The organism is Clostridia bacterium (genome assembly GCA_016887505.1).
GTDB lineage: Bacteria > Bacillota > TC1 > TC1 > UBA5767 > UBA5767.
This window is the reverse complement of record CP069393.1, coordinates 614996-629264: the sequence shown is the minus strand read 5'-3', so window position 1 is coordinate 629264 and position 14269 is coordinate 614996. Positions and strand designations below refer to the sequence as shown.

The 14269-nt window shown below is 38.8% G+C and carries 15 protein-coding genes; 3 read left to right on the top strand and 12 right to left on the bottom strand.

The window, feature by feature from the left end:
* Positions 1-240: 240 nt before the first annotated feature.
* Both JR334_03065 and JR334_03060 read left to right on the top strand, forming a co-directional pair.
* The gene (locus JR334_03065) at positions 241-1482 is read left to right on the top strand and encodes a DNA polymerase IV (protein ID QRN86219.1); all 1242 of its coding nucleotides are present in this window, start codon (positions 241-243) and stop codon (positions 1480-1482) included.
* A gap of 23 nt (positions 1483-1505) precedes the next feature.
* Entirely contained in the window at positions 1506-1769 is a 264-nt protein-coding gene (locus JR334_03060; protein ID QRN86218.1) for a hypothetical protein, read from the top strand.
* Here JR334_03060 and JR334_03055 read toward each other — a convergent pair.
* From JR334_03055 to JR334_03025, 7 genes are all read right to left on the bottom strand, one after another.
* Entirely contained in the window at positions 1766-2425 is a 660-nt protein-coding gene (locus JR334_03055) for an ABC-2 transporter permease (protein QRN86217.1), read from the bottom strand. The two genes, JR334_03060 and JR334_03055, sit on opposite strands and share 4 nt — an antisense overlap.
* Positions 2406-3296: an ABC transporter ATP-binding protein gene (locus JR334_03050; GenBank protein ID QRN86216.1), complete on the bottom strand. Its 891-nt coding sequence runs from the start codon at positions 3294-3296 to the stop codon at positions 2406-2408. The genes JR334_03055 and JR334_03050 overlap by 20 nt, the downstream gene beginning before the upstream one ends.
* Positions 3297-3298: 2 nt before the next feature.
* Complete coding sequence (locus JR334_03045) at positions 3299-3682, bottom strand: GntR family transcriptional regulator (GenBank protein ID QRN86215.1); 384 nt, start codon at positions 3680-3682, stop codon at positions 3299-3301.
* 100 nt (positions 3683-3782) lie between these two features.
* A complete protein-coding gene (locus tag JR334_03040) occupies positions 3783-4580 on the bottom strand; it encodes an N-formylglutamate amidohydrolase (GenBank protein QRN86214.1) in 798 nt (265 codons plus the stop codon).
* A gap of 5 nt (positions 4581-4585) precedes the next feature.
* Positions 4586-5740 carry a glycerate kinase gene (locus tag JR334_03035; protein QRN86213.1) on the bottom strand — a complete coding sequence of 385 codons (1155 nt, stop codon included), beginning with the start codon at positions 5738-5740 and terminating at the stop codon, positions 4586-4588.
* Between the two features lie 8 nt (positions 5741-5748).
* The gene (locus JR334_03030) at positions 5749-6519 is read right to left on the bottom strand and encodes an NYN domain-containing protein (protein ID QRN86212.1); all 771 of its coding nucleotides are present in this window, start codon (positions 6517-6519) and stop codon (positions 5749-5751) included.
* A 369-nt stretch (positions 6520-6888) separates the two neighbouring features.
* The gene (locus JR334_03025) at positions 6889-8103 is read right to left on the bottom strand and encodes an IS256 family transposase (GenBank protein QRN86211.1); all 1215 of its coding nucleotides are present in this window, start codon (positions 8101-8103) and stop codon (positions 6889-6891) included.
* A 153-nt stretch (positions 8104-8256) separates the two neighbouring features.
* On the opposite strand from JR334_03025, the gene JR334_03020 reads away from it, so the two are divergent.
* A complete protein-coding gene (locus JR334_03020) occupies positions 8257-9471 on the top strand; it encodes an ammonium transporter (protein ID QRN86210.1) in 1215 nt (404 codons plus the stop codon).
* 196 nt (positions 9472-9667) lie between these two features.
* Here JR334_03020 and JR334_03015 read toward each other — a convergent pair whose 3' ends face one another.
* From JR334_03015 to JR334_02995, 5 genes are all read right to left on the bottom strand, one after another.
* On the bottom strand, positions 9668-10444 hold the full coding sequence (locus tag JR334_03015) for an ADP-ribosylglycohydrolase family protein (protein QRN86209.1): 777 nt from the start codon (positions 10442-10444) through the stop codon (positions 9668-9670).
* Entirely contained in the window at positions 10444-11172 is a 729-nt protein-coding gene (locus JR334_03010) for an HAD-IB family hydrolase (GenBank protein QRN86208.1), read from the bottom strand. The genes JR334_03015 and JR334_03010 overlap by 1 nt, the downstream gene beginning before the upstream one ends.
* 13 nt (positions 11173-11185) lie before the next feature.
* Complete coding sequence (locus JR334_03005; GenBank protein ID QRN86207.1) at positions 11186-11737, bottom strand: hypothetical protein; 552 nt, start codon at positions 11735-11737, stop codon at positions 11186-11188.
* A 117-nt stretch (positions 11738-11854) separates the two neighbouring features.
* On the bottom strand, positions 11855-13663 hold the full coding sequence (gene ftsH / locus JR334_03000) for an ATP-dependent zinc metalloprotease FtsH (GenBank protein ID QRN86206.1): 1809 nt from the start codon (positions 13661-13663) through the stop codon (positions 11855-11857).
* Positions 13641-14135, bottom strand: coding sequence for a winged helix-turn-helix transcriptional regulator (locus JR334_02995; GenBank protein QRN86205.1), 495 nt, complete (start codon positions 14133-14135; stop codon positions 13641-13643). Before JR334_02995 ends, ftsH begins: the two co-directional genes overlap by 23 nt.
* Positions 14136-14269 lie beyond the last annotated feature (134 nt).

The following is a 14269-nucleotide window of genomic DNA, read 5'->3' as shown; positions in this document are numbered from 1 at the left end:
CTAGTTGAAATTGTTTGCCACATGTAGCAAAATTGCTACGTCTTTTTATGATGCGAAAATCCCCATTATAGTTCTCTTGAACAATTAAATGTTTTGCTTGACTTCATATAGTTAGTCTTTCTGACTTTTATGCTAGAAGATTATATATATTTCTTACTTCTCTCTTGCTTGCTGTTCCCCTTCTTTTTTAGTTGAATAGAACATTTGTTCGTGTTAAAATGCAGACATAAGGAGTTTATTATGTTTATTTTTCACGTTGATGCTAACAGTGCCTTTTTAAGCTGGTCTGCAGCCTATGCACTGGAACAAGGGCATCCTATAGATTTTAGAGATATTCCTTCTGTCGTCGGTGGTGACCAACAGAAACGTCGGGGTATTGTGCTGGCAAAATCTATTCCAGCCAAGCACTATGGTATTCGTACTGGCGACACACTAGTAGAGGCGAGAAGCCTCTGCCCTGAGCTTGTGGTCGTAAGCCCAAACTACCAGCTATATGTATCTTGTAGTGATGCACTTTACCATTTGCTGTCTGAATATTCTCCCATTGTGCAACGATATTCTGTCGACGAATGTTTTCTAGAATACAAGCAAGGCCGCTTCACCACAGACCCTTTTCAAGTGGGATTAGAAATAAAAAATCGCGTTCGTGAGGAACTCGGCTTCACCGTTAATGTTGGCCTTTCTAGCAACAAGCTATTGGCTAAAATGGGTTCGGAATTAAAGAAGCCTGACCATTTTCATACCCTTTTTCCGAATGAAGTGGAAGAAAAGATGTGGCCTCTACCAGTCGAAGAACTTTTTATGGTGGGTAGGGCCACCAAGCGTAAGCTCTATAAGTTGAATATTCGCACCATAGGTGAACTGGCCAATACACCACAATCACTGCTTATAGACGTATTCAAAAGTCACGGCGCTCTCATTCATCAATATGCCAATGGCATCGACAATTCTCGAGTGGTTTCAGGTAGTACATTACTACAAAAAAATGTGGGGAATTCCACTACGATTGCCTTCGATGCATGTGACATTCAAGAAGCTCATTTGGTACTTTTATCCTTATGTGAACGAGTTGCTATGCGACTTAGACGTATGGGTGGAATGGCTCAAGTAATAGCTGTTACAGTAAAGACTGCAGAATTCGTCCACTACCAACTACAACGCAAATTACCTACCCCGGTGGATGAGACACGTGAACTATTTCAAGCAGCCAAAAACCTCTTTGATGAGGTATGGAAGAAAGAGCCGATCCGCCATATTGGCATCCATTTGTCTGAGCTGGTTCCCAATGACTTTTATCAGCTCACATTTTTAGATCCAAAAAACCGTGAAAAAGAACAGCAATTGGACAAAACCGTGGATGCGTTACGTAACCGGTTTGGAGAAAAGTCATTGGTGCGTAGCTGCTTTTTAGACAGTGGCATTAAGCCACTCCAAGGTGGTGTCAACGAAGGTGATTATCCTATGATGTCAAGCCATCTCTAGTTGTACCTTTTAGAGGAAAAAATATGAAAATCGTTTCAAGCCCTATCGAAACCATCGTCTGGTTCAAAGAAAAAGACCATCCTCGTCCCGTAAGATTTCGCATAAAGGAAGAAGATGGTAGTTATACTTTAATTAACGTGGACCGGATTCTGGAAGTCCACCCTCAAAAAATAGCCGGTATTGCAAGCTTAATTTATCGTTGTCAGAGTCTGATTGATGAAACCGAACGGCGCTACGAATTAAAATACTTGATTCAGGAGTGCCGTTGGATACTCTATAAAATTTAAAAGTCGCGCCGCTTGTAAAAATACAATGAAAATCCAAAAGAAATAAGAAGTAATATTGCAGCCATAGCCAAAAGTATTCCTGCTAGTAGAATATCGGGTTTTTGGTTTATAAATTGTTCAAGTTTGCTTAATGTACCCACGCTAGTACTTTTCTGCATTTTTAACGACAGTAAAGAAAAACCAGAAAAAACACCAAAGAACAATATAAAATTGAATATTTTAGCCCTGTGATATCCTATTTTAAATAGAATTGGAAAATAAATAGAATTAATTAAACTTACAGCTACTACCGCCCCTATTAGGTTTTCGATTGTGATACTCCCCATTTGAATTGGTAGTCCCAACAAATAAAGCAGCTGATAGAGCACTCCATAGCAAACTGTTCCAAACAGAAAAAATAGCATCAAGGATACATACTTGGCTCCTACCAGATTTGCACGGGTTACCGGCAGACTATTTAGGAAGGTATCTGCCTCAGCTTGATCATCCAAAGCAAATCCTCCCATAGCCAAAATATAGGTAGTAGCTACCACCGTTGCGGAATACATCATGTTTGGCTGTGATTGAAAAATTGCTACGAAAAAAAGTATATATCCCAAAACAATAAGAAATGATTTTTTCTGGATAGCGATATCCTTATATACGAGTTGAAACATCTTCTTCTCCTTTCTTATGATAAATCAAAATTTCTTCCAAGGTAGGATTCGCATAATGTATACTGTTTTGATAACGCGACCGTATACTTTGAGGATTCTTCACCAATGCCTTAAATCCAAAAGCATTGCGGTTAAATCCAACAATGTCTGACGCCTGCTTTCGTAAAAGTTCTTTACTTAAAACTTCTTCCGGCCCCTGAATCATTGCATACGTATCATACAAAGATTCTTTGCTCTCACTCAGCACAATCTTCCCTCGATTAATATATGTCACATAATCTACTAGTCGATCAATATCGGAAGTAATATGCGTTGAATACAGTATCGTCTTTTCTTCGGTTCTAGTAAGTTCATTTAAAATTTCTACCACTTCATGACGTACCACAGGATCCAGTCCATCTGTAGGTTCATCCATAATTAACAATTCTGCATTATGGCTCAAGGCTAGACTTAGTGTAAATTTCATGGTCATACCTTTGGATAATGCTTTAATCTTTTTTTTAGGATTGAGTTCAAATCGCTTTAAGTATTCTTGAAACATCATCTCATTCCAATCTTCATAGAAGGGGGCCACAATATTTTTCATATTTTCCAACGATATTTCCTTATAGAAATGGCTTCGATCAAGTACGAATCCAATTCTATTTTTGATTTCTCTTTCAAATTTTTTACTGTCTTTTCCAAAAAATTCAATATTTCCCTCATCTATTCTTATGAGATTCAAGATAGCTTTGATTGTGGTACTCTTTCCTGCTCCATTTGGCCCAATGAAACCCATTATGCTTCCCTTTTGTAACGATAAATTAATATTGTCCAAAGTAAAGTCCTTATAACGTTTGGTAATGCCATTTATTTCCAAAATATTTTCCATAGCTACTCCTCTCTTTCATCTGTAAAAGATTTTTTCAACATTTTTTCTAACTCACCATATTCCATTTGGGTTCTCTTAGCCATTTGAACAGCTTCTTGTATTTTTCCCTGTATGATTTTCCTTCTTGCATCTAGCAATTTAGCTTTATTTACACCCCGGATAAAGGAGCCTTTCTTTCGAATTGTTACAATATATCCCATCTTTTCTAGTTCTTCGTAGGCTCGTTTACTGGTAATAGCACTAATGCCCAGTTCCTTAGCCAAACTTCGTATCGAAGGCATCGCTTCTCCTTCTTTCAATTCTTCGGAGAGTACGGCATCCTTGATTGCATCAACTATTTGTTGATATATTGGTATGTCTGAATCCTGCGATATTGGAATGTACATCTCTTCCTCCCTGCTATTCTGTATATATACAATATACACAGATGCCATTACTTTGTCAATCACGGAATTGCAGCATAAAAAATCCCCCCACCTGGAGGGATTATGCACAGATTGTTTTTTCCATAACCAGTAGCAACTTATCACGTATGATTTTGATACGTTCTTTTTCTGCCGTACTTTCTGTAAGGCTAATTGCTTGTTCTGGTGGTAAATAAAGGGCTCGATTAATCTCTATTTGAATAAAAGGAACCTTGGGATCCGTTCCGTGGTAGGCCGTAATATATCCACCGCGAAAAGGGTCATTTATTTTCACAATATCTTCTGTATCAAATAATAGCATGTCCGAAAATTCATCTTCTAAATTTTTCTTCAGTTTTTTCATTAATGAAAAAGGAGCTGTAATATTATTTTCAGGAAATCTAGGATCATTGGAGCCTCTGTTGCTGATACAGAATAAGGGTCTTTTGATTCTACCTTCCTGCTTTCCTGCTCTCTTTTGAGGAATCATGGCATGGGCATCTATGGCCAATTCGATATTGGAGGATGAAAGAATATTGCTTATATTCAAGTGGTAGGGATGGTAATAATTGCAAAGCAACTTCTCCCGTTCAAAACTACTTAATCCAGTATTCTTCCAAATTCTCTTATTGTTATGGGATAAATCCTTAAAAACACTTTTTGAATCCGCTTTATAGGCACGATTTACATCTACTACGCAACGAGCAATGTCTATATCAACGTAACCCTCTACTAAATCGCTGAATCCAAATACTTCCTTGGTTCTTGTATCGCTATCGATTAGTAATTCTAATGGTGTCAAATTAATACGGTCTACCAAAAAGTGTGGTACCTTTACACCTCCATGGGGAATCGATAACAAAATTGGTAGTTTCTTCATCAGTATTACTCTCCCTGCATTACTCCCAAAGCATTCACAGTGCGGATAATCTGTCTTGTAGTCAGTGTTACAGTTTCAGCTGTCTTCATGATAGCCAGCTGCTCATCAATCAGTTCGTGGTTGATGCTAAACACAGATGTAATACCTTCTTGGTTTAATATGCTTAAATCTCCTTTATATTGACCGCATAGGGCGATTGTCGGAATTCCTCTTTTCTTCGTGTACCTGCCTACACCTAATAGTACTTTTCCTTCCAAAGTCTGCGCATCAATACTTCCTTCTCCTGTAATAACCAAGTCTACACCAGCAAGTTTATTATCAAAGTCAAGAAGTTCGAAAACTATTTCTATACCCGGTCTTAGGGTAGCGTTTGTAAAAGCCAGCAAGCCCGCACCTAAACCGCCAGCAGCTCCAGCCCCCTCTTTGTTTGCACAATCTAGACCTAAGGATTTTTGTAGAGCTCTGTGGTAATTTCGAAGCCCTTTATCCAGTCTTCGAATCATCTCACTATTTGCTCCTTTTTGAGCAGCATACACATAGGCAGCACCATTCTCGCCATAAAGTGGATTCGTTACATCACAGGCCACTACAATTTCGATATCACTTATTCTTTTGTCATAAAAAGATAAATCTATGGATTCAATGCTAGATAGTCCCGATCCAGAAAGTTCTACACCCTTGCCATGAGAATCTAGAAACCGCGCGCCTAATGCTGCGGCCATCCCAATCCCACCATCATTGGTTGCACTGCCTCCAATACCTAGAATAATCTTTTTAGCACCTTGTTTTATGGCATCACGTATCATTTCACCAGTGCCATAGGTAGTGGTACTAGAAGGATCGTGCCATTTGCTTAGAATAATACCGGAGGCTTGAGCCATTTCCATGACTGCAGTCTGTTTATCTAGAAAACCATAGGTAGCTACAACTGGCTCAAAATCCGGCCCTGTAACTTCAATACTACGGAAACTACCTCCCAATGCATTTATTGTATTTTTCACTAACCCTTCTCCACCATCTGATAAGGGAATTTTATCCACAACTGCATTTGGTAGCACATCGTGGACACCTTTTTCTATGGCTACGGCAGCCTCATGAGCGCTCAGGCTACCTTTGAAACTATCCGGAGCCACTACTACATGAAGTTGTCTATCTATCATAAGTACTCCTATTTTATCTTAATAAACTTGAGCTTTATATTCGGATTGCTAGAGGGTCTTGAGCTTATGTTGAATTTATTCAAAGAAGCGACAAGTGGTGTAAGCTTAGCATGTCCATAATTCCTAGTATCAAAGTCAGGATAACGTTTGTTTAGAATGTTGCCCACTTCAGATAAGTTTGCCCATCCATCTTCATCTGAAATCTCAGTCACAATATTTTTTACAACCTGGATCAGGCGGCGCCTGCTCATGATATTTGGTTCACTACTACCATTCGTCTTACTAGTTGAGCTCTTTTTGCTCCCCTTTGCATTGCTTTCAGAAACTTCTTTTTCCTCGTCCTTGTCCATACCTGCTAATACTTCGAGATATTTAAACTTCTCACAAGAGGCAATAAAGGGCTTTGGCGTCTTTTTCTCTCCCATACCAATAACCAGCATTCCTGATTCACGAAGTCTTGCTGCTAATTTTGTGAAATCACTATCACTGGACACGATGCAGAATCCTTCAATATTACCGGAATATAAAATATCCATCGCATCAATGATGAGGGCTGCATCCGTGGCATTTTTTCCCGTAGTATAGCTGTATTGCTGGATTGGGGTGATGGAGTTATCCAAAAGTTGTTTTTTCCATGATCCCAAATGAGGGTTTGTCCAGTCCCCGTAGATTCTTTTATACGTCGGTGTACCATGGTTGGATATCTCGTCAAAAATATACTTTAGATACTTTTCCGAAACATTGTCTGCGTCAATCAATACCGCAATTCTCTTATCCATTCTTTTCTCCTTATAATCTTACTATTATATAATTTTCTGAACTTGTTAGTCATAGATAGTATATCATATCACACGTCAAACTTAGTAAAGATTCTGGATGCCTTGTATGCCTTAATCTTTATTGACTTAAGATAATTCGAATTTTTTGAATAAATTTTTATAAAATAATCCGAATGAACAAACTTATGTCATATTTGTGTAGAGAAATTGTTCACGAGGTGTATAATCGAATTGTATTGTTCACAGTTGAAGTTATTATATTTATAGATTTCAGCAAAATAATAGATTTATTAGAAAACTGAATTAGAGTCTGTCAAGAAATTGGTGTAAACTTCCTTAAAGATTTTTCTTAACTCAATTCGTGGAAGGTCAAATACGTCCCTCGAAGTGAATTGCTAGCTGATTAATAATTTTACCCCAGTCCCGAGTCCTCATAGTCCATTTCTTGGTTATATCAATCATTGCCAGATACAGCATTTTCAACAGGGCATCATCGGTTGGAAACACACTCTTGGATTTCGTGACTTTGCGTAGCTGGCGGTTAAAGCTTTCGATGGCGTTTGTTGTGTATATCATCCTTCTGATTTCAGCCGGATACTCGAACATTGTTGCTACTTCATCCCAGTTGTCTTTCCAAGGTTTTACCGCGATATAATACTTCTCGCCCCACTTGTCTTCTAAATCTTGTAGAGCGTTCAAAGCGGAATCTTCGTTGATTGCTTTGTAGATTGGTTTAAGATCATTGACGAATGCTTTACGGTCCTTCCAGGACAGGTATTTCGTTGAATTGCGAATCATATGAACGATGCACCGCTGAATTCTGGTGTCTGGATAAACAGCCTGTATTGCTTCTTTAAAGCCATTCAGTCCATCGATAGACACTATCAGCACATCCTTAACACCACGATGCTGCAAATCAGTTAACACTTTAAGCCAAAATTTACTGGTCTCATTTTCTCCGACCCACATACCTACAACGTCCTTTTTACCGTCCAAATCAATACCTAGTATGATGTAGACTGCTTTGTTGACTATCTTTCCATCCTGACGGACTTTGTAGTGGATGGCATCCATGATTAGGTGGGCATAAACCTCTTGTAGTGGGCGTTGCTGCCATTCCTTTATTACAGGTAATATTTTCTCAGTAATCTGTGAAATCATGGTTGGTGATACATCAATTCCGTAAAGGTTATGTAGATGATCCTGAATGTCTCTGACAGTCATCCCTTTGGCATACATGCTTATGACCTGGTCATCAATACTTGAAACATCACGTTGGTTTTTCTTAATGATTACAGGTTCAAAATCCCCATTACGGTCTCTAGGTATGTCAATTTCCATTTCTCCATAATCGGAACGAACCTTTTTAGAACGAATGCCGTTACGGCTGTTTGTAGTATCCTTGTTCTTATAGTCATACTTGCTATATCCGAGTTCATGATCCAGTTCAGCTTCCAGCATTTCTTGCATGATGTCTTTGAACTGTGCTTTTAGTAGGGACTGGATGTCTTTGACATCCTTAAGCTCGCCTTCTTTCATGAGTTCGCGGATCAGTTGTTTGTCGATGAGTTTTTTCTGGGCCATTATAGTGTTCCTCCTTGAAGATAGATTTAGTTTATACAATCTCAGGAGTTTACACCAATTATTTTACACCCTCCTGAATTAAGAAAAATCTATATCTGTTTAACCTCTACTTTACTTAATATTTCACATAATAAATTAAAAGGAGTGATTTGTATGGCTTTTGATACTGGCAGCACGGGATTTATGTTATTGGCTACAAGTTTAGTAATGCTGATGACACCGGGGTTAGCCTTTTTTTATGGAGGTCTTGTAGGTCGAAAAAGTGTTCTAGCAATTATGTTACAAAGTTTTGTGTCTTTAGGAATTACTACAATAATTTGGGTTACCTTTGGATATTCACTATGTTTTAGCGGAGATGTCTATGGAATTATTGGTAATCTAGATATGGCATTCTTAAAAGGAATTGGTTTAAATGATGCACTCTCGCCTACTAATAACATACCACTATTGGTATTTGTGGCATATCAGATGATGTTTGCGGTTATCACCCCTGCTCTGATTACAGGTGCTTTCACTGAACGTATAAGATTTAAAGCCTATCTATTCTTTCAAGTGATGTGGTTGTTTATTGTATATTTTCCTCTTACACATATGGTATGGGGTGGTGGTATTTTAGCACAATTAGGTGTCCTTGATTTTGCAGGAGGAATTGTCGTACATACCACTGCAGGTATGGCTGCTTTAGCCTCAGTCTTCTATGTAGGCCAACGCCATGTTAAAGCTAATAATCCACACAGTATCCCTCTGATAGCGATTGGTACAGCACTTTTGTGGTTTGGCTGGTACGGTTTCAACGCAGGCTCTGAGCTGAGGGTAGATAGCACTACCGCACTCGCTTTTTTAAACACAGATATCGCTGCATCTTTTGCGGCAATTACTTGGCTGATTATTGAATGGAAAAAAGTGGGAAAGCCCAAATTTGTTGGTCTTCTTACAGGTGCTGTAGCAGGACTTGCAACCATAACGCCAGCAGCTGGATTTGTTAGTCCTACTATCGCTATATTCATTGGTATCTCAGCTGGCATAGTATGCTTTGCTGCCGTATCCTTGAAAAACAAAATGAACTGGGACGATTCTTTGGACGTCTGGGGTGTCCATGGTGTGGGTGGTATGCTTGGTGTAATAATGTTATCCTTGTTTGCAAATACAGCAGTAAATCCCGCTGGAGCTAATGGCCTATTTTATGGCGGTGTACATTTTTTCCAAGTAGAAGTGCTAGCTGTATTAGGTACAGCAATCTATGCCTTCATTATCAGCTATTCACTATTATGGATTATTAACAAAATCACACCAGTAAAAGTATCTGCGGAAGATCAGGTTCTTGGTCTAGATGAATCAACACTTGGTGAAAATGCTTATATGTTCTAATATTCATTATAAAAAACTATTTTTACTATTCAATATCGTTTGGCCATATCCGATGAATCTGAGCTTTATGGTTTGGATTCATACTGGATGGACCAAACACCCATTACCCCACTTCGTTGTTGGGGTAATTTTATGCTCATTATCATAGGTGCAATCCATTTCTTTTACGTTTTATCTCATTATCCAGTTTTTATAATTAAAGTCTTCTTGCTAATGACTTATTATAGAATTTCTTAACTGTATTTTGATATTCTTTTGGCAAGCGACTCAGTATGGTGTTTGCAAGTGCTCTTTTTATTCCATAGGCCGCCTCACCAAGGGCCCCTGCCATACCAGCAATTGTATCCATATCTCCACCTAAGTAAACAGCATTGCCAATGGCTTGCATTAAATTTTCACTTTCTAAAAAGCACTTTATGGCCTGAGGGACAGAACCGCTGGCACTTGCATCAAAAGTATAGCTTTTTCGTATTTCGATGATTCGAAAATCTAAGTCATAGTGAAAACGCCTCTCTACTTCTTTTTTTAGATAGCGTTTATCCTTACCTTCTTTTAACCAAAAAATACAAAAGGCAATGGCTTGGGCACCAGTCAGAGCCGCTGGATGATTGTGGCTAACTGTAGCACTTTGATAAACTTCTTTTTCAAGCCAGCATTCATTTTCTGCCATAAACGCAATAGGGCTGATACGCATCGCTGCCCCATTGCCGTAGCTACCATAGGCTGGCATCTTTTCATCCCTTGCCCACTCAATGAAACGTCTACCATAGTCCCGTTCTTGATTGTTCATAAAATAATTACGATAGGATTTTGCATAATCCTCATTATTTAATAGGGCCTCCATCGTTGCCACAGTAAGAACGGTATCATCTGAATAGTCATGCCACTTCATCTTCATACTAGGCAGGCGCTCTACCTCAGGGTGAATCTCATAGTATGAGCCGATCATGTCGCCAAGTATAGCTCCAAGCATTATGACAATACCTCGATATGCTCTGGTACCAAGCGGTAAATCATATCTTTTCTTTCTACAATTACATTAATCCTTTTCCGTAAATCTTCATCGCTTGTAATCCGCTGATAAACTTCCTTCGTAGCATTGATAATTGTAGGATTTCCTACCATCTTAAGCATAGAAAAATCACCCATCGTATCTCCATAAGCATAACTAGTTTCCAAATCAATATCATACTCATTGACCAGTTTATAAATTGCTTCTTCCTTACTTTTAGAATCCCACATGGGGACAACTTCACCAGTATAAATATCATTCTTCCGTTTGTATATTGACCCTATATGCCTATCAAACCCATACTTGTTAGCCATTTCTTGAACCAATTCAATCGGACTTCCAGAAACAACAATCAGCAGGTGCCTGTTATCTTTATGAAAATTGATTCGGTCTCGGGTGTATGTATAAACACGTCCACCTTTTTGCTCCACCACTTTTTTTGCAATAAAACTGACTTGAGATTGATGCAGTCCCTTTATGGCTTCTGTATATATAGAAGCCATCCCTAAGAGATAGGAGTCGTATGTTCCTACTCGCTGGTCCCACCGGTCATAATCCAGTTTTACCTCCTTATACCATCGTTCAGCATCAATAATTTCATAACGGATCAGTTTTTTGAATACCTCCGTTATCAATCCTTCTCTATATAAGGTTCCATCAATATCAAAAAAGGCTGCTGTCCTTTTCATGTTATCCTCCTTTTTATTGTGCTATGCCTTCCAATATATGTTCTTCTGGTTCTTGGTCGTCTTTCGTTTCTAGAGTAATAACCACTTCCAGGTATTCAGATCGGTCTTGTTCTTCCGTATAAAATAGTTTGAAGTTTCCGTCTTCCATATCTTCAAGAGTCAACATCCCTGTTGAAAAGAAATCAAGCGGTCCACGTTTTACCAACCACCCTTCATAGAAGGTTCCTTCTTCAAGAGGAGGCAGGGTCGCAACAACAGCATGTGTCAAAATGCCATCAACATTTCTGACATAGCCAAGTCCCTTAGCGGAACCCCCACTAACATCCGTCATATCAGCTATTAAGGTTTTATCATCTTGTTTTAGTAGTTCAAATAGGTCCGGTTCTGGCACGGCTTCAGATTCTTTTGGTTCTTCAAGAACCAAAGATTCCTCAAAAGAAGCGGGCTCTTCCTTCTCAATTGGCATCTCACTAGCATCTGGTTCCACGTTCGGAACTACTTGACAACCAGCAATCAATAGCACCATGAGCAAGCTAAAACACAATATGTATGCCGTTCTTTTCATAGTTTAACCTCCTTTTATCTATTATACTACCCATGAATCTAACCACAAACTTAATCATCCATATTGTTCTTCAAAGCTAAAGAAACAGCCTACTGTTTTAGGCTGTTTCTTACTTTGTTATTCACCAAGCACGTCCATAAATTCTTCTCCCGTAATGGTTTCCTTCTCAAATAAAAATTTAGTCAAATCATGCATTTTATCCTTATTCTCTTCTAAGATTTGTTTCGCCTTTGCATAACATTTTTTGATAATTTCCAAAACCTCACTATCAATTTCTGAGGCGGTCTCATTCGAAACCAATAGAGTGCTATCTCCTCCAAGATACGGATTGTTGTTGGTTTCTAGAGCCATCATGCCAAAGCGCTCACTCATACCATACTTGGTAACCATTGCACGTGCAATTTTGGTTGCCTGCTCAATATCATTGGATGCTCCTGTTGTAATTCGGTCAAAAACTACATCCTCTGCTGCTCTACCGCCCATGTATGTCGTGATTCTTTCTAAAGCTTGTTCCTTGCTCATCAAGACGGTTTCGTTTTCTTCCACCTGCATAGTATAGCCCAAAGCGCCAGAAGTCCTTGGAATGATCGTAATTTTGTGAACAGGTGCAGCACCTTCTTGTTTTGCTGCCACCAAAGCATGACCAATTTCATGATAGGCAATCGTTAGTTTATCTTTATTGCTTAGTACAGAATTCTTTCTTTGATAACCTGCAATAACTACTTCTATGGCTTCATCTAAATCCTCTTGAGCCACTTTTTTTCGTCCCTCTTTAACTGCTCGAATAGCTCCTTCATTGATGATGTTCGCTAAATCTGCCCCAGATGCACCTGGGGTCGCTCGTGCAATAGCCTTAAAGTCAATTCCTGGTCCTAATTGCACCTTTTTAGCATGAACGTTAAGAATCGCCTCTCTACCAACTTGGTTGGGTAGTTCCACCGGTACTCGTCTATCAAATCTTCCCGGTCTAAGTAGTGCTTTATCTAATACCTCTGGACTATTGGTAGCGGCTAAAATGATGACGCCTGAATCTGCATCAAATCCATCCATTTGAGTTAAAAGCTGGTTGAGTGTCTGTTCCCGTTCATCATTTCCACCCATACCAGAAGCAGTATTTCTACTTTTGCCAATAGCATCTATCTCATCGATAAATACGATACAAGGCGCTTTTTCTTTAGCCTGTTTAAATAAATCCCTTACTCTTGCTGCTCCCATACCCACAAACATCTCAACAAATTCTGAACCAGAGATGGAAAAAAATGGTACATTCGATTCTCCCGCTACAGCTTTTGCTAGAAGTGTTTTACCTGTTCCAGGCGGTCCTACCAGTAGTGCTCCTTTAGGGACGGTAGCACCAATTTCTGCATACTTATTCTTATCTCCTAAAAAAGCTACTATTTCCTGCAAAGCTTCCTTTGCTTCATCTTGTCCTGCTACATCAGCAAAGGTTATTCCTGTTTGGGCCTGGACATAGACTTTCGCATTGCTCTTGCCAAAGGACATGGCATTTCCAACGCCTCCCCCCTGCATCTTTTTCATAAGGAACTGTTGCAACGCGATGAATAGACCAATCGGAATAATCCATGTTAGCAAAAAGCTAACCAGTGGTGACATTTCTTGAGGAAATACTTCTGAAAATTCATCAACATTCGCTTCAAGAAGCCTATCTGCTAGTTGCGGGTCGTCCATTCTACCAGTGATATAAATTGTTTCATTCTCTGTTGTAAAACCTATTTCTTCTTCGCGTACCTCAACTTTGGTTACTTCTCCGTCCTCAACCATTCTTAAGAAGGTACCATAATCTACTTCATTAACTTCTTGATTCATGAAAATTGGAAATATAACCGCATTTAAGAATAATACAATCACCATCGCGATGAGATAGTAGAAAATGAATGGCTTTTTAAAGTCGTTCTTTAAGTTCATCTTTATCCTCTTTCCTTCCCACTTGTTCTTCAGAGTCAATTATTCTTTCAATCAACATCGTAAATTTGTCAAATCCTTTTACGATATCGTCATAAAATAAATCGTCCTCTCCTTGGGCAATACAATCTATTTTCCTTAAAATGTTATTTTCAATCTCTTTCCCTATTCTACTTCCCTTCGCTGTAAGTTTAACAACAACAACTCTTTCATCCATTTGATCTCTCGTACGTTCAACAAGCCCCGCTTTTTCCATTTTTTTACACATTGTAGACATATTCGTCGTGGCCATCAGCATACTGTTAGCCAAGCTTCCAATTGTATGGGTTCCATTTTGGTATAGTTCCATCACGATCTTTAGTTGCAAAACAGTAAGCCCTAATTCACTACAAACGGGTCCATAGGTTCCGTTCAATGCTTCCGTGATTCTCTTACCGTACCCCGTCATGATTTGCTTGAAATTCTTTACATCCATTTTTTTCTCCCACTATTTATGTTTAATGTATATACGTTATTATTAATAATATATATTGTCAATGACAATATTGTTACTAGAATGTGAAGCTTCTGTGTCAAAATAGATTCGATCCAGAATAATTTTTTCACATT

Excerpts from the sequence above, each read along its gene's own strand:
- JR334_03065 (QRN86219.1), top strand. The coding sequence starts at position 241 with ATGTTTATTTTTCACGTTGATGCTAACAGTGCCTTTTTAAGCTGGTCT.
- JR334_03060 (QRN86218.1), top strand. The coding sequence starts at position 1,506 with ATGAAAATCGTTTCAAGCCCTATCGAAACCATCGTCTGGTTCAAAGAA.
- JR334_03055 (QRN86217.1), bottom strand. The coding sequence starts at position 2,425 with ATGTTTCAACTCGTATATAAGGATATCGCTATCCAGAAAAAATCATTT.
- JR334_03050 (QRN86216.1), bottom strand. The coding sequence starts at position 3,296 with ATGGAAAATATTTTGGAAATAAATGGCATTACCAAACGTTATAAGGAC.
- JR334_03045 (QRN86215.1), bottom strand. The coding sequence starts at position 3,682 with ATGTACATTCCAATATCGCAGGATTCAGACATACCAATATATCAACAA.
- JR334_03040 (QRN86214.1), bottom strand. The coding sequence starts at position 4,580 with ATGAAGAAACTACCAATTTTGTTATCGATTCCCCATGGAGGTGTAAAG.
- JR334_03035 (QRN86213.1), bottom strand. The coding sequence starts at position 5,740 with ATGATAGATAGACAACTTCATGTAGTAGTGGCTCCGGATAGTTTCAAA.
- JR334_03030 (QRN86212.1), bottom strand. The coding sequence starts at position 6,519 with ATGGATAAGAGAATTGCGGTATTGATTGACGCAGACAATGTTTCGGAA.
- JR334_03025 (QRN86211.1), bottom strand. The coding sequence starts at position 8,103 with ATGGCCCAGAAAAAACTCATCGACAAACAACTGATCCGCGAACTCATG.
- JR334_03020 (QRN86210.1), top strand. The coding sequence starts at position 8,257 with ATGGCTTTTGATACTGGCAGCACGGGATTTATGTTATTGGCTACAAGT.
- JR334_03015 (QRN86209.1), bottom strand. The coding sequence starts at position 10,444 with ATGCTTGGAGCTATACTTGGCGACATGATCGGCTCATACTATGAGATT.
- JR334_03010 (QRN86208.1), bottom strand. The coding sequence starts at position 11,172 with ATGAAAAGGACAGCAGCCTTTTTTGATATTGATGGAACCTTATATAGA.
- JR334_03005 (QRN86207.1), bottom strand. The coding sequence starts at position 11,737 with ATGAAAAGAACGGCATACATATTGTGTTTTAGCTTGCTCATGGTGCTA.
- ftsH (QRN86206.1), bottom strand. The coding sequence starts at position 13,663 with ATGAACTTAAAGAACGACTTTAAAAAGCCATTCATTTTCTACTATCTC.
- JR334_02995 (QRN86205.1), bottom strand. The coding sequence starts at position 14,135 with ATGGATGTAAAGAATTTCAAGCAAATCATGACGGGGTACGGTAAGAGA.